This is a genomic window from Pseudomonas sp. EggHat1 (assembly GCF_014892995.1).
In the GTDB taxonomy this organism is placed as follows: domain Bacteria; phylum Pseudomonadota; class Gammaproteobacteria; order Pseudomonadales; family Pseudomonadaceae; genus Aquipseudomonas; species Aquipseudomonas chaetocerotis.
Window position 1 is genome coordinate 76,416 of record NZ_JACKQK010000005.1, and the last position, 20,447, is coordinate 96,862.

Annotated in this window: 19 protein-coding genes; 12 read left to right on the forward strand and 7 right to left on the reverse strand. The window is 59.9% G+C overall.

The genetic code is table 11. The annotated features are described in order from the left end of the window. The first annotated feature begins 1 nt into the window (after position 1). Complete coding sequence (locus tag INS93_RS10405; protein ID WP_192981574.1) at positions 2–1,375, forward strand: MATE family efflux transporter; 1,374 nt, start codon at positions 2–4, stop codon at positions 1,373–1,375. A 39-nt stretch (positions 1,376–1,414) separates the two neighbouring features. After that, a complete protein-coding gene (locus tag INS93_RS10410; protein ID WP_192981577.1) occupies positions 1,415–2,488 on the forward strand; it encodes a DUF3080 domain-containing protein in 1,074 nt (357 codons plus the stop codon). Positions 2,489–2,656: 168 nt separating this feature from the next. Here the strand turns inward: INS93_RS10410 and tusA are convergent, their stop codons facing one another. After that, positions 2,657–2,908, reverse strand: coding sequence for a sulfurtransferase TusA (tusA, locus tag INS93_RS10415; RefSeq protein ID WP_037050659.1), 252 nt, complete (start codon positions 2,906–2,908; stop codon positions 2,657–2,659). Between the two features lie 185 nt (positions 2,909–3,093). Continuing rightward, positions 3,094–4,149 carry a 23S rRNA (cytidine(2498)-2'-O)-methyltransferase RlmM gene (rlmM, locus tag INS93_RS10420; RefSeq protein WP_192981580.1) on the reverse strand — a complete coding sequence of 352 codons (1,056 nt, stop codon included), beginning with the start codon at positions 4,147–4,149 and terminating at the stop codon, positions 3,094–3,096. Between the two features lie 256 nt (positions 4,150–4,405). Between rlmM and acnA the strand changes: the two genes are divergently transcribed. From acnA to INS93_RS10470, 10 genes are all read left to right on the forward strand, one after another. After that, positions 4,406–7,147: an aconitate hydratase AcnA gene (gene acnA, locus INS93_RS10425; RefSeq protein WP_192981583.1), complete on the forward strand. Its 2,742-nt coding sequence runs from the start codon at positions 4,406–4,408 to the stop codon at positions 7,145–7,147. Positions 7,148–7,327: 180 nt separating this feature from the next. Then, positions 7,328–8,893: a PAS domain-containing methyl-accepting chemotaxis protein gene (locus INS93_RS10430; protein WP_192981586.1), complete on the forward strand. Its 1,566-nt coding sequence runs from the start codon at positions 7,328–7,330 to the stop codon at positions 8,891–8,893. Between the two features lie 612 nt (positions 8,894–9,505). After that, positions 9,506–10,429: a retron St85 family RNA-directed DNA polymerase gene (locus tag INS93_RS10435; protein WP_192981589.1), complete on the forward strand. Its 924-nt coding sequence runs from the start codon at positions 9,506–9,508 to the stop codon at positions 10,427–10,429. A 4-nt stretch (positions 10,430–10,433) separates the two neighbouring features. Beyond that, complete coding sequence (ptuA, locus tag INS93_RS10440; RefSeq protein WP_192981592.1) at positions 10,434–12,047, forward strand: retron Ec78 anti-phage system effector ATPase PtuA; 1,614 nt, start codon at positions 10,434–10,436, stop codon at positions 12,045–12,047. Between the two features lie 5 nt (positions 12,048–12,052). Continuing rightward, a complete protein-coding gene (locus INS93_RS10445) occupies positions 12,053–12,784 on the forward strand; it encodes a retron system putative HNH endonuclease (protein WP_319017543.1) in 732 nt (243 codons plus the stop codon). Between the two features lie 203 nt (positions 12,785–12,987). Further along, positions 12,988–13,224: a helix-hairpin-helix domain-containing protein gene (locus tag INS93_RS10450; protein ID WP_192981600.1), complete on the forward strand. Its 237-nt coding sequence runs from the start codon at positions 12,988–12,990 to the stop codon at positions 13,222–13,224. 32 nt (positions 13,225–13,256) lie between these two features. Continuing rightward, complete coding sequence (locus tag INS93_RS10455) at positions 13,257–13,619, forward strand: VOC family protein (RefSeq protein WP_192981603.1); 363 nt, start codon at positions 13,257–13,259, stop codon at positions 13,617–13,619. A 243-nt stretch (positions 13,620–13,862) separates the two neighbouring features. Continuing rightward, positions 13,863–14,564, forward strand: a complete 702-nt coding sequence (locus tag INS93_RS10460; RefSeq protein WP_192981606.1) for an SDR family oxidoreductase — start codon at positions 13,863–13,865, stop codon at positions 14,562–14,564. Between the two features lie 23 nt (positions 14,565–14,587). Beyond that, on the forward strand, positions 14,588–15,124 hold the full coding sequence (locus tag INS93_RS10465; protein ID WP_192981609.1) for a DinB family protein: 537 nt from the start codon (positions 14,588–14,590) through the stop codon (positions 15,122–15,124). 22 nt (positions 15,125–15,146) lie between these two features. Beyond that, positions 15,147–15,497, forward strand: a complete 351-nt coding sequence (locus tag INS93_RS10470) for a hypothetical protein (RefSeq protein ID WP_226945458.1) — start codon at positions 15,147–15,149, stop codon at positions 15,495–15,497. A gap of 231 nt (positions 15,498–15,728) precedes the next feature. Here the strand turns inward: INS93_RS10470 and INS93_RS10475 are convergent, their stop codons facing one another. The 5 genes from INS93_RS10475 to INS93_RS10495 all read right to left on the reverse strand — a co-directional run bounded on the left by INS93_RS10475 (position 15,729) and on the right by INS93_RS10495 (position 20,371). Beyond that, the gene (locus INS93_RS10475) at positions 15,729–16,436 is read right to left on the reverse strand and encodes a type 1 glutamine amidotransferase (protein WP_192981611.1); all 708 of its coding nucleotides are present in this window, start codon (positions 16,434–16,436) and stop codon (positions 15,729–15,731) included. A 122-nt stretch (positions 16,437–16,558) separates the two neighbouring features. Further along, positions 16,559–16,903, reverse strand: a complete 345-nt coding sequence (locus INS93_RS10480) for a ribonuclease E inhibitor RraB (protein ID WP_017679242.1) — start codon at positions 16,901–16,903, stop codon at positions 16,559–16,561. Positions 16,904–17,221: 318 nt separating this feature from the next. Continuing rightward, on the reverse strand, positions 17,222–17,983 hold the full coding sequence (locus INS93_RS10485; protein WP_192981613.1) for an SDR family oxidoreductase: 762 nt from the start codon (positions 17,981–17,983) through the stop codon (positions 17,222–17,224). Next, positions 17,983–18,912: an alpha/beta hydrolase gene (locus INS93_RS10490; protein ID WP_192981615.1), complete on the reverse strand. Its 930-nt coding sequence runs from the start codon at positions 18,910–18,912 to the stop codon at positions 17,983–17,985. Before INS93_RS10490 ends, INS93_RS10485 begins: the two co-directional genes overlap by 1 nt. Further along, on the reverse strand, positions 18,896–20,371 hold the full coding sequence (locus INS93_RS10495) for a flavin-containing monooxygenase (protein WP_192981617.1): 1,476 nt from the start codon (positions 20,369–20,371) through the stop codon (positions 18,896–18,898). Before INS93_RS10495 ends, INS93_RS10490 begins: the two co-directional genes overlap by 17 nt. Positions 20,372–20,447 lie beyond the last annotated feature (76 nt).

Genomic DNA, 20,447 nt, shown 5'->3' on the forward strand with positions numbered 1-20,447 from the left:
AATGTCTACCGACACCCGCCTTGGCCGCGTGCGCACGGAACTGCGCAGCCTGCTCATCCTGGCCACACCCATCATCATCGCCCAGTTGGCACATACCGCCATGGGCTTCGTCGATACGCTGATGGCCGGGCGCGTGAGCCCGCAGGATCTGGCTGCCGTGGCATTGGGCAATTCGATCTGGGTGCCGGTGTTTCTGCTGATGACCGGCATCCTGCTGGCCACCACACCCAAGGTCGCGCAGCGCTTCGGCGCTGGCGCAGAGGCCGAAATCGGCCCGCTGGTGCGCCAGGCACTCTGGCTGGCGCTGGCCGTCGGCGGCAGCGCCGCGACCCTGCTGTGGAACGCCGAATTCATCCTGCGCGCCATGAACATCGACCCGGAGCTGATCACCCCCGCCATGGGTTACCTGCGCGCCGTCGCCTGCGGTTTCCCGGCAGTGGCGCTTTATCACGTACTGCGCTGTTTCAGTGACGGCCTCGGCCACACCCGCCCGGCCATGGTGCTGGGCATTCTTGGTCTGCTGCTGAACATCCCTGCCAACTACATCTTCATCTACGGCAAGTTCGGCCTGCCGGCCATGGGCGGTGTCGGCTGCGGCTGGGCAACCGCGCTGGTGATGGGCTTCATGCTGATCGGCATGCTGGTCTGGGTGAAATGGGCGCCCTACTACCGCGCCAGCTCGCTGTTCACCCGCTTCGAATGGCCGCAGTGGACGGTGATCAAACGCCTGCTGAGCATTGGCGTGCCAATCGGCATCGCGGTATTTGCCGAATCGAGCATCTTCGCGGTGATCGCCCTGCTGATCGGCGGCCTCGGTGCCACCGTGGTCGCCGGACATCAGATCGCCCTGAACTTCAGCTCCATGGTGTTCATGATTCCCTACTCGCTGGCCATGGCCGCCACCGTGCGCGTCGGCCAGGCGCTGGGCCGTGGTCAGCCGCGCGAGGCGCGCTTCGCTGCCGGGGTAAGCATGGCGGCGGCGCTGGGCTACGCCTGCGTATCGGCCAGCCTGATGTTCCTGCTGCGCGAACAGATCGCGCAGATCTACACCCCGGACAAGACGGTGATCGCCGTGGCGGCAACGCTGATCGTCTACTCGGCGCTGTTCCAGTTCTCCGATGCCATCCAGGTGACGGCCGCCGGCGCACTGCGCGGCTATCAGGACACGCGCATCACCATGCTGCTGACGCTGTTCGCCTACTGGGGCATCGGTTTGCCGGTGGGTTATGCGCTGGGGCTGTCCGACCTGTTCGGCGAACCGAGTGGCCCCAGCGGCCTGTGGCAGGGCCTGGTGGTCGGATTGACCTGCGCTGCCGCGATGCTCACCGTTCGCCTGGCACGCAGTGCTCGCAAGCGCATTCGCCGGGCTGCCTGAGTGATTGGATAGGCAGGAAATCAGCTCTAGACTGAGCGCATGATTCGACCTGCCCTGCTCCTCTGCTTCCTTCTGCTCGCTGGCTGTGGCCCGGCTAACGATGGCCTGGCCCTGCAGAGCGATTACCTCGAACGCCTGCAGCGCTCGCTCGATGCGCCGGACGTCAGTTCGTTGGACAGTCGCAGTATCAGTCAGTACCGCCTGCCCGCCAGGCGCGAGCGAACCTCGGACATCCCCGAACTGCGTATCGGCCTGCTCGATCTGGTGATCGACGCGCGGCGCTGTCCGCACCTGCAGCAGCTGATCAGCCAGCGCAATAGCAGCCTGGGCAAGCAGCTGATGCCCAGCCAACGGCTGGGCTATGAAGGCGATCTGCTGCGCGCCATCGAAGACTGCCTGCCCCATCTGCAGGACGACTCCAGCCTGAAGGCCACGCTGCAGCGTCTGGCCAGCGACAAGCGTCAGCAACTGCCGGCAGTGTTCTGGAATGCGCTCAACGGCAGCCCTGAGTTCGAAGACTACCTGCGCTTCGCCGACCAGGCCTTGCCGGTGGACACGCAGGAAGACAGCGCCGCACTGGACGCACTGCAGCGGCTGGCCAGCATCGGCGCCGCGCTGCCTGCGCAGCTACCGCCGAGCGCCGATCAGCTGGAGCCGCTGTTCTTCGCCCTCTACGCCAGCGAGCAAGGCGGCCAGTTGATCACCAGCCTGGCCAGCCTGCGCCACAACCTCGACGCCGGCAGCGAACTGCTGGAGCAACGCCAGCAGAACCGCCCACTTTGCCCGCTGGGCCAGGCGACGCCGCGCGGGCGCATCCTGCAGAACATCTTCATCAAGTTCTACGCTGGCGGCCTGCAGCCTTATCTGGCGCAGGTCGATCAGCGTGGCCAGCAGTGGCAGGCGGCGCTGCTGCAATTGCAGCGCATCGACGGCATTCCCTCGGCTACCCGCGAGCACCTGCAGCGCCTGGCCGGCGAGCAGCATTCGTTGTGGCAGGATTTCCGCACAGCCACGGCGCGTCACGTCAAGGCCTGGCAGGCGCTACTGAACAGCTGCGGCCTGGCGCCGGGACAGGCGGGATGGAACGACGCGGAAGACGCCGGAACCCCGTAGGGTGCGCCACGCGCACCTATCACCACGGGCAAAAACAGATCAAGGCACAGCACTGGTGCGCACGGCGCACCCTACACGCTGGCACTGCGGACCAGAGCCGTAGGGCAGACTCAGGAGCCTAAGCGAACAGTCCGCCAGAATATCTGGCACACCGCATACAACCGGCAGCTAATCGGTCTTCTTGCGAATCCAGTACAGGTAGGTGCCGTCCTCCTCGGCCTGACCGAGCAGTTCGTGGCCGAGAAACACGCAGAACTTGGGAATGTCACGGCGGGTCGACGGATCGGTAGCGATCACCTTGAGCAGGCCGCCCGGCGACAGGTCGCGCACCTTGTTGTGCAACATCATCACCGGTTCCGGGCAATTCAGGCCGCTGGCATCGAGCAGGTCATCGTGATTGAGGGTCAGGGCTTCGGACATAAGGGGCTCCACAAACAGGCGCGTATTGTCGCGCAAAGCTGACCTTCAGGTCACCTGCGCGCACAGTCCTGAGACCTGGCAGGCTGTTGAAAAACCACCTCGGCTTTGGCCTCCTGCGTCGCTCTACCTCCTGCATCCATGCAGTCGTCGCCTACGTTTTTCAACGGCCTGCTACGCGCAGATCATCATTTGCCATGCCGACGCAGGTGGCAGGTCACTTCCTCGCGGTCGTGATAAAGCTGCTTGCAACCGATGCTGACCTTCAAGCCGCGCTCCACCAACCCCGACTCGATGCGATCTAGCAGGCGCCGCACTTCGGCGTAACGCTGCTTCATCGGCAATTTGAGGTTGACCACCGCCTCGCGGCACAACCCCTCGCCCAGCCAGGTTTCGATCATCGCCGCCGTGCGCGCCGGCTTCTCGACGATATCGCAGACCATCCAGTGCACCGGATGACGCGGTCGGAAGGTGAAACCATCGGCGCGCTGGTGTACGACGAAACCCGAGTACATCAGGCTTTCGGCCATCGGCCCGTTGTCCACGGCGGTAACACGGATCTCCCGATTGACCAGCTGCCAGGTCCAGCCGCCCGGTGCAGCGCCCAGGTCCACGGCGGTCATGCCCGGCGCCAGGCGCTGATCCCACTGCTCGCGCGGAATGAAATGGTGCCAGGCCTCCTCCAGCTTGAGCGTGGAGCGGCTGGGCGCCTCACGGGGAAACTTCAAGCGCGGAATACCCATAGGCCACATCGCCTGGTTGTCCGCCTCGGCGATGCCGGCGAACACCTCGCGCCCGCTCTTGAAGGTCAGCAGCAGGCGCGGCTTCTTGGCATCGTCCACCAGTCTGCCGGCCTTGAGCAGCGCCTTGCGCAGCGGCGCCTCGAACTTCTTGCAGAAGGTCGAGAGCTCCTTGCCGTCGTTGGTATCCACCACTTCCAGCCACAGGCTGCCGCATACCGGATAATCAGCAAGCGCCTCCAGCAACACGCTGATACGGTCACTCTCTGGCAGGCTGACGTAGGCCCCGCGCGCCCATTGCCGCGGGAAGATCAGTTGGTTGAAACGCACGCTGCGCATCAGCCGCTCGCAATCGGCCGCCTCGCTGCAGACGAACTCGGCGCACGCACTGCCGGGCTTGGTCTTGGAGTAGCCTGGTACGTCCAGGCGTGCGGCGAGGTCAGTGATCTCGGCGCAAACCTCCCCTTCGAAACCGGGGCGGCAATGCAGAAACAGGGTATTCATCAAAGGGTCTCCTTGGGGTGCGCATGATACCCGAGAGCGGAACCCCGAGCCGCTAAACCTGTCCAGCTACATATGCGCTGCCTACAGATACGGAGCCACCAGCCATCGCGTTTCGATCAGGCCCGGCCACCCAGAACAGGCAGCGTATAGCGACCGATAAAGGAAATGCGCTAGCCAGACAGCCCAAGCCGAACTAGCTTGAAGGTCTGCCGCCATCAGACACAGCCCGAACCGTGCGGGCCCAAGGAGATGTGCAATGCCCTCCCTCGATAGCCTGAACTGCCGCCGCGAACTGAAAGTCGGCGACGCCACCTACCACTACTTCAGCCTGCCCGAAGCCGCCCAGCGCCTCGGTAACATCGACCGCCTGCCCAAGTCGCTCAAGGTCCTGCTGGAAAACCTGCTGCGCAACGAAGACGGCCAGACCGTGCAGCCGCAGGATCTGCAAGCCATGGTCGACTGGCTCGACCAGCGCGCCTCCGACCGCGAGATCCAGTACCGCCCGGCGCGCGTATTGATGCAGGACTTCACCGGCGTACCGGCGGTGGTCGACCTGGCCGCCATGCGCGACGCCATGGCCAAGGCCGGCGGCGACCCACAGCGGATCAACCCGCTGTCGCCGGTGGATCTGGTCATCGACCATTCGGTGATGGTCGACCGCTACGCCTCCTCCAGCGCCTTCCATGACAACGTCGAACTGGAAATGCAGCGCAACGGCGAGCGCTACGCCTTCCTGCGCTGGGGCCAGCACGCTTTCGACAACTTCAGCGTGGTGCCGCCGGGCACCGGCATCTGCCACCAGGTCAACCTCGAATACCTGGCGCGCACCGTGTGGAGCAAGGAAGAAGACGGCACCACCCTCGCCTACCCCGACACCCTGGTCGGTACCGACTCGCACACCACCATGATCAACGGCCTCGGCGTACTCGGCTGGGGCGTAGGCGGCATCGAGGCGGAAGCGGCCATGCTCGGCCAGCCGGTGTCGATGCTGATTCCCGAAGTCATCGGCTTCAAGCTCAGCGGCAAGCTGAAAGAAGGCATAACCGCCACCGACCTGGTGCTCACCGTCACCCAGATGCTGCGCAAGAAGGGCGTGGTGGGCAAATTCGTCGAGTTCTACGGCGACGGCCTGGCCGACCTGCCGCTGGCCGACCGCGCCACCATCGCCAACATGGCCCCGGAATACGGCGCCACCTGCGGCTTCTTCCCGGTGGACGACATCACCCTCGGTTACCTGCGCCTGTCCGGCCGCCCGGACGCCACCGTGCAACTGGTCGAGGCCTACAGCAAGGCCCAGGGCCTGTGGCGCGAGCCAGGCGCCGAGCCGCTGTTCACCGACAGCCTGAGCCTGGACATGGGCAGCGTCGAAGCCAGCCTGGCCGGGCCCAAGCGCCCGCAGGATCGTGTCTCGCTGGGCCAGGTCAGCCAGGCCTTCGACGACTTCGTCGGCCTGCAGCTCAAGCCCACCGCCAAGGAAGAGGGTCGCCTGCTCAGCGAAGGCGGCGGCGGTACCGCCGTCGGTGGCGACAAGCAGAGCGGCGAAATCGACTACGAGGACGACGGCCATACCCATCGCCTGAAAGACGGCGCCGTGGTGATCGCCGCCATCACCTCCTGCACCAACACCTCCAACCCCAGCGTGATGATGGCCGCCGGCCTGCTGGCCAAGAAGGCGGTGGAGAAAGGCCTGCAGCGCCAACCCTGGGTCAAAAGCTCGCTGGCGCCTGGCTCCAAGGTGGTCACCGAGTACTTCAATGCCGCTGGCCTGACGCCCTACCTGGAGAAACTCGGCTTCGACCTGGTGGGCTACGGCTGCACCACCTGCATCGGCAACTCCGGCCCGCTGCGTGAGCCCATCGAGAAGGCCATCACCCAGGCCGACCTGACCGTCGCCTCGGTGCTCTCCGGCAACCGCAACTTCGAGGGCCGCGTGCACCCGCTGGTGAAAACCAACTGGCTGGCCTCACCACCCCTGGTGGTCGCCTATGCCCTGGCCGGGAGCGTGCGCCTCGACCTGACCCGCGACGCCCTCGGCACCGGCAAGGACGGTCAGCCGGTGTACCTCAAGGACATCTGGCCGACCCAGGCCGAGATCACCCAGGCCATCACCCAGGTCGACACCGCCATGTTTCGCAAGGAATACGCCGAAGTCTTCGCCGGCGACGAGAAATGGCAGGCCATCGACGTGCCCAAGGCCGACACCTACGCCTGGCAGGGCGACTCCACCTATATCCAGCATCCGCCGTTCTTCGAGGACATCGCCGGCGATCCGCCACGTATCACCGATATCCGCCAGGCGCGCATCCTCGCCCTGCTCGGCGACTCGGTGACCACCGACCACATCTCGCCAGCCGGCAACATCAAGGCCGACAGCCCGGCCGGGCGCTATCTGCGCGATAACGGCGTGGCCCAGGCCGACTTCAACTCCTACGGCTCGCGCCGCGGCAACCACGAAGTGATGATGCGCGGCACCTTCGCCAACATCCGTATCCGCAACGAAATGCTCGGTGGTGAGGAAGGCGGCAATACCCTGCACGTGCCCAGCGGCGAGAAGCTGGCGATCTACGATGCAGCCATGCGCTACCAGGCCGAAGGTACGCCGCTGCTGATCATCGCCGGCAAGGAATACGGCACCGGCTCCAGCCGCGACTGGGCGGCCAAGGGCACCAACCTGCTGGGGGTCAAGGCAGTAATCGCCGAAAGCTTCGAGCGCATCCACCGCTCCAACCTGGTGGGCATGGGCGTGCTGCCGCTGCAGTTCAAACCCGGTATCGACCGCACCAGCCTGAAACTGACCGGCAAGGAAGTGCTGGCCATCGAAGGTCTGGAAGGCGTGGAACTGCGCCCACAGATGCCACTGACGCTGATAATCACCCGTGAAGACGGCACGCATGAGGAAGTCGAAGTCCTGTGCCGCATCGACACCCTCAACGAGGTCGAGTACTTCAAGGTCGGCGGCATCCTGCACTACGTGCTGCGCCAGATGATCGCCAACTGATGCACCTGCCCTGCCGCCACTGGCGGCAGGGCCTCCTTATCCGTCGAGCCAGAGATGGCCAACGCCGCGACAGAAACGTGACGCCGTTCAAAAAGCGATTAAACTCGCCAAAACGGATTCAGCCCTCAACTTCGCCGCTCGCCGGCCGATGACAGGGCATTACAACGACGGATACCTGCCATGCGTAACAACCAGCCGGTCACTCAGCGTGAGCGCACCTTTCCTGCACAACAACGCCTGATATCCACCACCGACCTCAAAGGACAAATCAGCTACTGCAACGACGCCTTCGTCGAAGTCAGCGGCTTCACGCGCGAAGAACTGCTGCGCGCGCCACACAACATCGTGCGTCACCCTGACGTGCCGTCCGCCGTGTTCGAGCACATGTGGACGACCCTGAAGAAGGGCCGCCCGTGGATGGGCATCGTCAAGAACCGCTGCAAGAACGGCGACCACTACTGGGTCAACGCCTACGTCACGCCCGTGACCGAAAACAACCAGGTTGTCGGCTACGAATCCGTCCGTATCAAACCGACAGCCGAGCAGGTGCGCCGCGCCGAAACGCTGTACGCCCGCCTCAACGCCGGCAAATCGGCCGTACCGGCCAGCAATCACTGGCTGCCCATCGTCCAGGCGTGGATGCCCTTCATCCTGGTCAGCCAGATCGGCTTCATGATCGGCCACTGGATGGGCAGCAACTGGGGCTTCATCCTTGCTGCCGTGCTCTCCGTGCCGCTGGGGCTGGCTGGCATCGCCTGGCAGACGCGCGGCGTCAAACGCCTGCTGCGCCTCGCCGAGCAAACCACTTCCGACCCGCTGATCGCGCAGATGTACACCGACAGCCGTGGCGCCGAAGCACGCCTGGAAATGGCCATGCTCAGCCAGGAAGCGCGCCTGAAAACCTGCCTCACCCGCCTGCAGGACACCGCCGAGCAACTGACCCTGCAAGCGCGTGAAGCCGACAAGCTCGCGCACAACAGCTCGGCCGGCCTCGAGCGCCAGCGCAGCGAGACCGAGCAGGTTGCCACCGCCGTCAACGAAATGGCCGCCACCACTCTGGAAGTGGCCAGCAACGTCGCCCGCACCGCCATCGCCACCCAGGAAGCCAACCGCCTTACCAGCGAAGGCCGCACCATCGCCGCAGAAACCCGCGAAGCCATCCAGCGCCTGTCGCAATCGGTGGGCGATACCGGTGAAACCGTGACCCGCCTGGCCCAGGACAGCAGCGAAATCGGCGGCGTGGTGGACGTGATCAAGGGCATCGCCGACCAGACCAACCTGCTCGCCCTCAACGCCGCCATCGAAGCCGCCCGCGCCGGCGAAATGGGCCGTGGCTTCGCCGTGGTGGCCGACGAGGTGCGCTCGCTGGCCCAGCGCACCGCTGAGTCCACCGAACAGATCCACGCGCTGATCGCCAAACTGCAGCGCACTGCCGAAGAAGCCGTACTAACCATGGAAATCGGCCGCAAGCAGGCCGATGAAGGCGTCGAACGAGTGCTGCAGGCCGATCAGGCTCTGTCCGGCATCAGCGACTCGGTGGCCAATATCGCCGACATGGCCAACCAGATCGCCGCAGCGGCGGAAGAGCAAAGCGCCGTCGCCGACGAGATCAACCAGAACATCACCACCATCGCCCAACTGGCAGACCAGACCGCCGGCGAAGCCAACGATACCGCCAAACTCAGCGAAGCCCTGACCAACACCGCACAGGGCCAATACGCCCTGGTCGAACGCTTCAACCGCTGAAACGAAAGGCGCAGCGGCTCACCGCTGCGCCTCTCTCCTCCCCGCCCCGTTTTTTGTAGGAGCGAGCTTGCTCGCGATCTTCCCTACGCCCTTCCCAACCATCCCCGCTTTCGCGTAATTGCCACTTGCCAGCAGTTATCCGGCATGGTGTATAACCTCCCCAAAACCTACCGCCTCGCGGACTCCCAGAAGCAAGGGCGAAGGCCATCTGCTTTATCGGGAGGCTCGGGCAGCGGGATCGGCGTATTTCACCAGAAACGGGAAGTCTTCTTCAGCGTTTCCCTAGCTGCTCGAGATACGCCCTTGACGTGAATATCAACTCAGTCTCAGCACTGGGGCTGGCGTTGTCTGCTGCAACGTTGCTCTGATTTCAGTATCTGTAGAATGTTGAGCTTAGGCTTCTCCATGGCATATACTCAAAGGGCTCTTTAGCTTAAGACGATTCCGTCTAGTCGGGTGTTTAGCCAGACTCTAAGTTATTGAACGATTTTGTGGTTGCGATAGTCTCGCAACCTGATCTCGTTCCTCAATCAGGTTGCGAGACTATCGCATCCTCTAGTAAAGAGCTAAGCCCAAGAGCTGTTGCTCTTGGGCTTTTTTATGGGGGCCAAGATGAGTGTAATTGAAAAGCTAGCATTGGCGCTCGAAAAAAGTGAGGCCAAGGTAATTGCCTTCCTCCGAAACGCGCCCAATAAATACAAGATCTACACAATCCCGAAGCGCACTTCTGGCCATAGAATTATTGCCCAACCCTCTAAAGAACTGAAGCTATATCAACGCAAGTTCTTAATGCTTCAGAAACTACCAGTTCACAAATCAGCAATGGCCTATCGAAACGGCTTGAGCATTAAGGACAACGCAGAACTTCATAAGCGAAATCGATACTTACTGAAAATGGATTTTGAAAACTTCTTCAATTCAATTTCTAGTGAGCTTTTTTGGAGCGTCTGGAAAAACACCATCGGAACGCCTACTGATTTAGACAAGTACACCCTAGAGCGCTTATTGTTTTGGCGCCCTAGCAAAAACACTGCGGGGCGTCTAATTCTAAGTGTCGGGGCGCCAAGCTCGCCTATGGTTTCCAATTTTCTCATGTATAAATTTGATTGCTTAGTGCATGAAATTTGCGCAAGCAAGGAAATTACCTATACAAGGTATGCTGACGATTTAACCTTCTCGACATGCCACAAGGATGTGCTTTTTGAAGTCCCAGCGCTGATCGAAGCTAATCTCGAGCACCTTTATGATGGTGCATTGAGGATAAATAAGAGAAAGACTAAATTTTCTTCCATGGCTCATAATCGACATGTCACCGGAGTAACAATAAACAATAAAGCCTCGCTTTCTCTAGGTCGCTCGCGAAAAAGATATATTAAGCACCTAACCCATCAGTTCGTACTAGACAAGCTTAGCAGCGATGATAGGTTGCACCTGAGAGGTTTGATAGCTTTCGCCAAACACATAGAGCCTACTTTCTTTCAGTCCTTAGTGAAAAAATACACAGCCGAATCTATCTCCAAGATTATTGAGGACTGAGACCATGAGAAACAACAGCGAACGCAACAAAGGCATTAAGTCAATCATTCAGAATGCTCGACGAGGAGTTCTGGAAGCGCAACTCCAACTACATGAGTTCTATGCTGAAGGCAAATATGTTGAACAGAACAATGAGGAAGCTGAAAAATATTTGAAGCTTCTGGAGTTATCTCTTGCAGGAGAGGCTTTGCATTTAAAGTCATTATCATTGTCAAATTTTAGAAGATTTACTAATTTAGAGATAACCTTCGACAAAAAAATTACGGTTATCATCGGCAACAATGGCGCAGGAAAAACGAGTATCTCGGAAGCTATTTCGAAAATATTTTCATGGTTCAATAATAACCTTGAAAAAGAGGGAGTGAATGGCAAGCCCGTCACTCATTCAGATATCAATGTTGCCACTGAAGACTATGCGGAAATTATTGGCAAGTTTCAGCTGGGCGATAGAAATATTTTTGAAAGTGCTTTAGTCCGCACAGTCAGTGGCTTCTCTGGAAGTCAGTCTAGCGATGTGAGTGTAATCAAGAAATTCGGGGCAATGTATCGAAAGACGTCTGCAAGCAATACTGTCATGATTCCGCTCCTGGCATTCTACTCTGTAGAGCGCTCTTTTTTTACACTAAAACAAGAACTAGCGGAAAAAGCATCTGGCGAGGTATTAATCAATCGCTTCTCTGCACTGAAAGATGCACTTGAGGGGGGCACTAAGCTAGATAATTTCTCAGAGCTATATATCGAACTGACTAACCTTGCCGAAGGTGAAGACTCATCAGAAGCCAAAGAACTTCGAAACCAAATATCGACCCTTGAAAGCTTTCTGGCTGACGAACCTGAAGACAGCCGTCTCTCAGGCGAAAATCTCTTTCTGCGCAGGCTACAGGAAAGAAAAATTAAGTTAGCCAACGTGATTGGTGACTCATCTACTGAAAAGTATAAACGCCACTTAAGCGCAGTAAATCAAGCCATTGAAAATCTAGTACCTGACGTACGCAATCTTAGAGTAGATCGCAGCACTGGGAAGACGCGTTTATTAGTTGAGGTTTTTGGCGTTGAATTAAACATCACTCAGCTATCTCAAGGGCAGAGGATGTTGCTTGTTTTAGCTGGCGATATAGCAAGAAGGCTGGTAACACTTAATCCCGAGGCGGCCACACCACTAAGCTGCCATGGCGTGGTTGTTATTGATGAAGTAGAGCTACATTTGCACCCGAGGTGGCAGCAGGAGATTTTAGCTGGACTTCAGCGCACATTCCCAAACCTCCAATTTATTGTTACCACACATAGCCCACAAGTTTTGAGCACTGTCCATAGGGACAACATTCGTGTGCTTGACTTAAATAAAGAGGGGAGAATCATTGTCAGCAAGCCTCTTGGTCGTACTTACGGAGAGCCCAGCGGGGACGTACTTCAGGGGGTAATGCTAGTTGACCCATTGCCGCCAATCCCGGAGAAAGTAGAACTACAAAGGCTGACAGAGTTAGTTGATCAGGGTTTATACGACTCGGCGGAAGCGAAATATTTAATGGAGAAAATGCTGGGCATTTTAGGCAGAGAGCATGCCCAAATCTTAAGGCTTCAACGTAATATCGTTAGACATAAGGCGCTCAAGCAGTGAGGCAAGTGATTAAGATTGGAAATGGCGGATATTACCTAAGCAAGTCTAATGAACTGCCGCCTATCACGAGTGAGAGCGCCAGAACTCGCTGGAGCACATTTGGTCACAAAGACACTGTTCTGGAATTTCTATTGTCAGAGCAATATCACTTATGCTGTTACAGTGAAGTTCGCCCCGACCAACAGGGATTCGATTATCACATTGAACACATTGAGAATAAGTCACAGTCGCCTCATCGAACTTTTGACTATAAGAATCTAGCTGCTAGTGCGTTTAGTAGTGCTAATTTGTCCAGCTTTATATCGAGTCAACAACCTTCTCAGCAGGCGCGATCTGTGTTCGGGGGCCATGCCCCTGGAAAGCAAAACTCAGTGGACATGCAGCGTTTTATTGCACCGCATGATATCGATTGCTCAAGATTTTTTTCATACTTATCCGACGGCCGAGTAGTACCGTCCAATAAACTAAATGTTTTTGACACTGATCGCGCTCAGTACACCTTGGACTTGCTAAATCTAAATAGCCCCTATCTTTTGATGCTGAGGAGAAATTGGTGGGACGAATTAGATGACCTATATTTTAAGCACTTAGAAGATGAGATGGATGTTTATTGTTTAGCGGGAATAGATTTAATACCCGTAAATCAGCACCTTAGCCCATTTTTTAGCTTGACTCGCCAATTTTACATGGCAATTGCTGAAGATGTACTGCGCCAGCACGCACCACTGTTATTATGAGTTGAGATACGTTTTTGGCTTTAATCTGGACGATTCATAAACTTTAGGTTCGACCTCCAATTCCTGCGTTTGTTATAGCACTGACTCTAAATAGCGATTAAGCTACTGATGATTTCTTATTATATTTCAGGGAGTTCCCAAGCGCTCGCTCACTGGGACGGGCTAAAGCCCGTTCCTTATCTTTACGACTGGTAACAATCCCAATGCCCTTCCCAACCGATGAACACCAAGCCCTTCTGAACGTTAAAGGCGTAGGCCCTACCGTCGTGCAACGACTCGAACAGATCGGAATAAACTCCTTGCAGGAGTTGGCTGAGTCCAGTGTCAGCGATATCGTCACGGCGGTAGCCGGTCAGCTGGGCTCTACCTGCTGGAAAAACAGCCCGCAAGCACGCGCGGCTATTCAGGCGGCCATCGATCTGGCCAAATCACGTCAGTAACCTCCCTCTCTTTCACTGCCAAGGAACCCGGCATGCCTGCTCACGAGAAGATCAATTACGTCGAATACCCCAGCCGCGATCTGCCGGCCACCAAGGCCTTCTTCCAGGCCGCTTTCGGCTGGCGATTCACGGACTACGGCCCCGATTACGCAGCCTTCGCCGACGAAGGCCTGGATGGTGGTTTCTTCAGCGCCGAGATGTCTGCACGCAGCGACAACGGCAGCGCGCTGATCGTGTTCTACAGCGCACAGCTGGAAGACACTCTGGCCAAGGTCGAGGCCGCCGGTGGGGAAATCGTCAAACCGATATTCTCTTTCCCCGGCGGCAGACGCTTTCACTTCGTCGAGCCGGGTGGCAACGAGTTTGCCGTGTGGTCGGAGCCGAGCGGTCAGTAGTCGGCCCTCGGAACCCTCACCCCCCGCTGCAACCATCGTTCCCGCACAAGCGGGAACCTAGAACGGCTCTACGGGCTCACGCCTGTACGGGAGTGACGGTGAGGGTAACCCCTCACTCAATGAGTGCTGGCCGGCATATCCCGTTTGCCCCCCGCCATTAACGTCCCAGTCTTTCCTCTCTCGGGCGAGCATCACTCTCGCCTGAGTCATGGAAGATCCCTGCAAGAGTCAAGGAGGTACAGGATGCGCATCATGGTGATCGGAGCCAGCCGAGGTCTCGGCCGAGCGCTGGTAGAGGGTTTGGCGCAAGGCCACGAGTTGATCGGGATTTCACGCAGCCGCCCTGCCGATCTCGCTACGGATATCCAGTGGATCGAGGCGGATATGAGTGATCCGCTGCGGGCCGTGGACGCCATCGAAGCACAGTCGCCTCAGCGTCTGGACGCGATCATCTACAACCTGGGAATCTGGGAAACCCGCGCGTTCGAGGATGACTACAGCTTTCTGCAGGACGACGACGCGCAGATTCTCGAGATGGTCAGCGTCAATATCGGCGCGACCTTGCTGCTGCTCAAACGCCTGCTACCGCGCCTGCTCGGCGGCACCAAGCCGCAATTGATCCTCACCGGTTCCACCTCGGCCCTGCCACAGAGTGGCCGCCCGGAAGTCACCTTCGGCGCCAGCAAGTTCGCCCTCAAAGGCATAGCCGAGACCCTGCGCGAAGGTTTTCGCGATCAGCGTCTGGCCGTCACCTGCCTGCAACTGGGCTACCTCAATACGCAGGATGGCCTGCAAACTCCGATTGAACAGGCGGCGCAAAATGGCGAAGGTCAGCTGATTCCACTGCACGATGTCGTCGCTCTGGTGCGAACGCTACTGAGCCTGTCCGATGCCAGTTACGTGCGTGAGCTGGTGCTACCGGCCATTGCCGATGAGCGTTTCTGAAAGAACAAGAACAGGTAATGGCCATGCAGAGAGTCGACCATATCCGCCTGATGGCGCGCTACAACAGCTGGATGAACGAACGGCTCTACGCGGCGGCTTCCACCCTGCCTGACGAAGCGCTGAGTGCCGAGCGTGGTGCGTTCTTCGGCTCGATCCTCGGCACGCTCAACCATCTGCTGGTGGCCGACCGTATCTGGCTGGGGCGCTACACCGCGCACCCGGCCAACTTCCGGGCATTGCAGGCGCTTGCAGGGCTGGAAAAGCCGACGCGCCTGGATCAACCGATGGGTGCGGATATACGCGAGCTGGCCGCACTGCGTAAACAGCTGGACAGTTGCATCGAAGCCCTGGCCGCCGAGATGGGCGAAGAGCAGCTGGATCAGCCGCTGAGCTACCGCAACATGAAGGGTGTGGCCGCGCAAAAGCACTTCTTCGCCCTGCTGATGCACCTGTTCAACCACCAGACGCATCACCGCGGCCAGGCTACGACGCTACTAACCCAGGCGGGTGCGGATGTGGGGGTGACCGATCTGCTGATGCTGATCCCTGACGAGCCATGAAATTGAACAAGTACCCCAGCAAATGATGCGAGCACTCAAGTATTTGCTGATCACCCTCGGCGCAGTTCTATGCTCCGCTCTTGTGATTGCAGTGGCGTTTTTGCTGGTGAGCATTGCCTCCACGGATACGGATGCCACTTATGAACTCAGAGGCCGCTACAAACCATCCACGGACGGCAAAACCTACCTGGTGATTGAACACGATAACGGTGGTGGCTGTGGAGCGCTCTCGGTAGACGACGAACGCTGGCCTCACCAGCTTCACGAGGCCGGGGAGATAATGCCCGGGACACGCACGATCAAGTGCGGTGGGGAAATCGATATCGAGATCAAGCCCGGCAACATCTACTACTTCAATTATTGGGGCCCGTAGGCGCCGGAAAAACCGGTGCTCACGCGCTTTAGAGCCTGGCGCTGCAAAGGCTTCGCCCCGGGGTGGGGCTCCTACCGCATGGCGTCCAATAACCCTTGTAGGAGCAGCACCGCGCAGGGAATAGGCTCTCGCGTGGCGGCGATGTATCGGTTAACCGCACGACGGTGCCATATTTCCAGACGATGAGCGATCTCCTGCCACAGAGTTATTGTTACCCGCTCTTTTGGGACGTCAAAGCCCAGCCAGTTTCAGCCAGTGCGCGTAGAAACCCTCAGCCACCTGATTCAGTAACCTGACCTTCTCGCTCAGGCCTTCGCGCATCTCGTCGATGCTCTGCTGGCTCGGCTGGCTGGCATCGAGCAGGTGCGCCCAGTCATCGAGCCAGAGTTCGATCAGCTCTTTTGTCATCTCCGGATGGCCCTGCAACGCCAGCACTTTGTCGCCCCAGGCGAAGGCCTGGTTGTCACACCAGCGGCTACTCAACAGAGGCTGGGCGCCGTCAGGCAGCGAGAAGGTGTCGCCATGCCACTGAAAAATACTGAACGCTGCGGGCACATGCGCCAGCCAGGGGCTATCGGCTGCCTCCGGGCGGCGCTGCATACGCTGCCAACCCGCCTCGGTGTAGGCCATACGGCGGATGCTGGCGCCCAGTGCCTTGGCCAGCAGCTGGCCGCCCAGGCAGTGACCGATGATGGGAATGTCACGTGCGATGAAGCGCTGCAGCGCAGCCACTTCGTCGGCAATCCAGGGTAGCGGGTCATTGACGCTCATCGGCCCGCCCATCACGGCGACCGCCTTGGGCCGCTCCAGGTCGTAGCCGCGCAACTCACCCAGGTCGACGCGCAACACGTCGAAACTGCAGCCACGCGCCTGCAGCACCTGCACCAGGTGGGCTGGCGGGCAATAATCGATATGAGTCAGGATCAGAACATCGGCCATAGCTACCTCCGCCGCGCAGTCTGCGCGAGAAGGATTGGCAAGTCGAGGTGGGCTGGGAATTGAAGCCATCGGCCGGACAGCCGGCCGATGGTCTGTGGTGGGGAATACCGCTGCATTCACCTTTAACGCATGGCTGACGCTTTCACCTCCTGGGTAACGCCCCAGCCATCCATCTTGCCGCCCAGCGGGACGACGATGGACTCCAGGTCATGTTCGAACTCGCCGATACCGGCATGGGTGGCATACATCACTTTGCTGATTTGCAGGTGCCAGATGCCGTCCTCACGGGCGGATATCTGAGCGTTGAGCGACTCGCCGCGAAAGTTTCTGGCCGCCGTTCTGGCCCGTTCTTCGTCGGGAAAGATGGCGTAGAACTCGATCGGGTGAAACTGGGCGAAGTCGAATCCCCCTTCTTTCATCCGACGCAGCACCGACGTGCTGGAGTCTTCGTGGAAGGCTGTGCTCATAAACGACCCCCTCTCAGGCTATGGATGGATTAACCGCTTTCCCAATGCGACCGTCCTGCGGACGGTGTCGCGGCTCTTACCGGAAACCTCTGAAAACGCCCTGCGTTTACAGATGCACCCAAGTGGCGCCGCCCCGAGAATCGAGCAGATGCTCGATGTGTCTACTGCAAGCGTATCGACGACTGCCCGGCAGAACACCGAACTGAAACCGTCTCCCGTAGAGTAGCTGCTACGAGAGAGATTCGCGCTATACAGAAAGCCTTTGTGACAAAACCGGCGACCAGCGGCAATTGGCCAGCCTGAACGCCTCGCCCGAACTCACGGGCGACTCAGCCAGGCCATCAGCAACCTGTTGATCCAGCCCGGCGTGATCTGCCCAAGGCTGAACAGCAGCCCGAACTGCAGCCCCACCGGGCGATGCACGGTGCTGGCGTGGGCCTGCTTCCAGGCTGCTTCGGCAATCTGCTCGGCCTCCAGACGCACGCCCAGGCGGCGCATCACCGGCGGACGCTGCGCCTGACTGCGCACCATCGGCGTATTGACGAACGGCGGCATCAGGTCACCCACGCGGATGCCGTGTTCACGCCACTCCAGCTCCAGCGCCTCGGTAAGCCCACGCACGGCGAACTTGCTGGCCGAGTAGCTGGCCAGTTGCGGCACGCCATAGAGCGCCGAGGCCGAGCCCATGTTGATCACCTGCGCCTCTGGCGTGACCTTGAGATAGGGATAGGCCGCATGGCAAAGATTGAGCACGCCAAGCACATTGATCTGTACCAGACGCGTGTGCTGCTCCAGCTCGATATCGGTGAAGGCACCGGTGCGCAGAATGCCTGCGCCATTGAACAGCAGGCGCAACTGACCGCCGCCCTGCGCGCAGAAATCGGCCAACGCGGCTTTCACCGCCGCGGCATCGACCACATCCAGCGGCGCATGCCAGGCGCCGCCCAGCTCGGCGGCCAAGGCCGCCAGCGCCTTTTCATCGACATCGAGCAACCCGACGCGCCAGCCCCGCGCGTGAAACAGCCGCGCGGTGGCGGCGCCAATGCCCGATGCGGCGCCGCTGATGAGAATGTTGTTCATCACACACCCCGCTCAAGGAGAAAGGCTGCCACGCGGGCGATGGCGTAATCCGCCGCACGCAACATGCCGACATGCGCCTGGAACACGTGCCACAACCCCGGATAACGCTCCAGGCGCACGTTCACCCCGGCCGCCTTGGCGCGCTCGGCCAGGCGCAGACTGTCGTTCAGCAGCAACTCGTCTTCGCCCACCTGGATCAGCGTCGGCGGCAGGCAGCCAAGATCGGCGAACAGCGGCGACATGCCCGGATCGACGCGCGGCAGGTCGGCCGGGCAATACAGCTGCGCGGCCTGCTCGATCCAGCTGGGGTGGAGCAGCGGGTCGCCTGCTGGCGGCTCGTGCATCTGCTCGCCGGTGAAATCAGTGACCGGCGAGAAGCACACCAGTGCGGCAGGCACCGGTAGGCCGAGTTCGAGGATGCGCAGGCAACCGACCAGGCTCAGGTTGCCGCCAGCCGAGTCGCCACCAATGGCGATCTGTTCGGCTCTATAGCCGGCCGCCAACAATGCCTGGTAAGCCGCCACCACATCATCGCGCGCTGCTGGATAGGGATGCTCAGGCGCCAGACGGTAATCCAGAGCGCAGACCTCCAGGGCAGCGCGTTTGGCCAGGCTGGCGCAGATGCCTCGGTGCGTGTCTGGTCCACCGATCATGAAGGCGCCACCGTGCAAGTAAAGCAACACGCTACCGCCGCTGACAGGCGGCCGGTGCCATTCGCACGGGCGCCCGGCCAGGGTATCGGCGCTGCGGCTGACCCCACGCGGCGTCAGCGTGATGGCAGTGAGCGCGCGCAGCACAAAGCGCTGGCCGGCCACCGGCATCGGCGGCCGAACCAGGCCACGGAAGAACAGACGCAGAAAACCGCGCAACACACCGCGTAGCAGCATCTGCTCGGCAGCGGGGGCTTTGAAGTCAGCGGACGCAGTCATAGTCGGCAAGCTCCGGAGTACGGGTCATGAGGCGATAGGTAAAGGTGAACCCCGGCCAGTTGTTGGTGTGCTTGCCGGTAGCGGTCTTGTACCAGCTGTCGCACCCCTGTTCCCATATCGTTCGATGAGTCGCCTGTTGCAATTCGGCGTTGTAGTGACGCTGCACCGTCGGCCGCAGGTCGAGATAGCGCAGCCGCTGTTCGCGAAGCGCCTGCAGGCAGCCCAGCACGTAGGCGTACTGGCTCTCGAGCATATAGAGGATGGAGTTGTGACCAAGGTTGGTGTTCGGCCCATAGAGCAGAAACAGATTGGGAAAGCCGCTGACGCTGATGCCCTTGTAGGCCTCGGCACCCTCCTTCCAGGCCTGATTGAGCTCCAGCCCATCGAGGCCACGAATGCGCATCGGCGCGAGGAAATCGGTGGCGGTAAAACCGGTGCCGTAGATCAGCACATCGCAGGGATGCTCACGGCCATCGGCCGTCACCAGCGAGTGCTCGCGCACTTCGCGAATCGCCGCGTCGACGATCTCGACATTGGCCTGCGCCAACGCCGGGAAGTAGTCGTTGCTGATCAGGATACGTTTACAGCCCATGGGGTAGTTCGGCTGCAACCGCTCACGCTTGCCAGCATCGGGCATCTGCCGTTGCAGATGGCGGGTGAAGCTATGACGAAACAGGCGCATCAGCCAGGGGAAGCGGATGAAGGCCAGCGCCCGGCCCTCGTGATGCAGGTATTGCAGCAGGCGATCAGCGCGTTGCAGCAGGGGCAAACGCTGTTTGAGAGCAATCTCCCAAGGACTATAGGCACGATCCGGCTTGGCCAGCACATAGGCAGCCGAGCGCTGGAACAGGCTCAGGCTGGCGACCTTCGGCTGGATCTGTGGCACGAACTGGATCGCCGAAGCGCCGGTGCCGATTACCGCCACGCGCTTGCCGGTCAGATCCAGATCATGGCGCCAGCGCGCCGAATGAAAAGCCTCGCCGCGAAAATGCTCCAGGCCGGGCAGTTTCGGGTAGGCCGGCCGATTGAGCTGGCCGCAGGCACTGACCAGCGCCTGCGTCTCGATCACTTCGCCCCCCGCCAGTTCGACGCGCCAGATACCGCGCGCGGCATCGAACTCGGCACCGAGCACTTCGCTGTTAAGGCGGATGTGCGGGCGCAACCGGTGTTTCTCCACGCACTGCAGGATATAGGCGTGAATTTCCGCCTGCGGCGCGAACTTGCGCGACCAGTCGTGCTTGGGCTCGAAGGAAAAGGAATACAGGTGCGAAGGCACATCGCAGGCAGCGCCCGGGTAGCTGTTGTCGCGCCAGGTGCCGCCGACCTCGCCGGCCTTTTCCAGCAACAGGAAGTCGTCCTCGCCGGCATTGCGCAGCTGCATGGCCAAGCCCAGACCGGCAAAACCGCTGCCGATGATCAACACGCGCCAGGGCGCGTTGGTACGGGGGTTGTTATGCATTGTAGTGACCCGTGTATGGCGATGAGCCGATGCTACTTGCCTCGCAGCGCCCAGGTTATGGCATAGTCGGCCAGGA

Coding starts and splice junctions, on each gene's coding strand:
- INS93_RS10405 (WP_192981574.1), top strand. CDS start 2: ATGTCTACCGACACCCGCCTTGGCCGCGTGCGCACGGAACTGCGCAGC.
- INS93_RS10410 (WP_192981577.1), top strand. CDS start 1,415: ATGATTCGACCTGCCCTGCTCCTCTGCTTCCTTCTGCTCGCTGGCTGT.
- tusA (WP_037050659.1), bottom strand. CDS start 2,908: ATGTCCGAAGCCCTGACCCTCAATCACGATGACCTGCTCGATGCCAGC.
- rlmM (WP_192981580.1), bottom strand. CDS start 4,149: ATGAATACCCTGTTTCTGCATTGCCGCCCCGGTTTCGAAGGGGAGGTT.
- acnA (WP_192981583.1), top strand. CDS start 4,406: ATGCCCTCCCTCGATAGCCTGAACTGCCGCCGCGAACTGAAAGTCGGC.
- INS93_RS10430 (WP_192981586.1), top strand. CDS start 7,328: ATGCGTAACAACCAGCCGGTCACTCAGCGTGAGCGCACCTTTCCTGCA.
- INS93_RS10435 (WP_192981589.1), top strand. CDS start 9,506: ATGAGTGTAATTGAAAAGCTAGCATTGGCGCTCGAAAAAAGTGAGGCC.
- ptuA (WP_192981592.1), top strand. CDS start 10,434: ATGAGAAACAACAGCGAACGCAACAAAGGCATTAAGTCAATCATTCAG.
- INS93_RS10450 (WP_192981600.1), top strand. CDS start 12,988: ATGCCCTTCCCAACCGATGAACACCAAGCCCTTCTGAACGTTAAAGGC.
- INS93_RS10455 (WP_192981603.1), top strand. CDS start 13,257: ATGCCTGCTCACGAGAAGATCAATTACGTCGAATACCCCAGCCGCGAT.
- INS93_RS10460 (WP_192981606.1), top strand. CDS start 13,863: ATGCGCATCATGGTGATCGGAGCCAGCCGAGGTCTCGGCCGAGCGCTG.
- INS93_RS10465 (WP_192981609.1), top strand. CDS start 14,588: ATGCAGAGAGTCGACCATATCCGCCTGATGGCGCGCTACAACAGCTGG.
- INS93_RS10470 (WP_226945458.1), top strand. CDS start 15,147: ATGATGCGAGCACTCAAGTATTTGCTGATCACCCTCGGCGCAGTTCTA.
- INS93_RS10475 (WP_192981611.1), bottom strand. CDS start 16,436: ATGGCCGATGTTCTGATCCTGACTCATATCGATTATTGCCCGCCAGCC.
- INS93_RS10480 (WP_017679242.1), bottom strand. CDS start 16,903: ATGAGCACAGCCTTCCACGAAGACTCCAGCACGTCGGTGCTGCGTCGG.
- INS93_RS10485 (WP_192981613.1), bottom strand. CDS start 17,983: ATGAACAACATTCTCATCAGCGGCGCCGCATCGGGCATTGGCGCCGCC.
- INS93_RS10490 (WP_192981615.1), bottom strand. CDS start 18,912: ATGACTGCGTCCGCTGACTTCAAAGCCCCCGCTGCCGAGCAGATGCTG.
- INS93_RS10495 (WP_192981617.1), bottom strand. CDS start 20,371: ATGCATAACAACCCCCGTACCAACGCGCCCTGGCGCGTGTTGATCATC.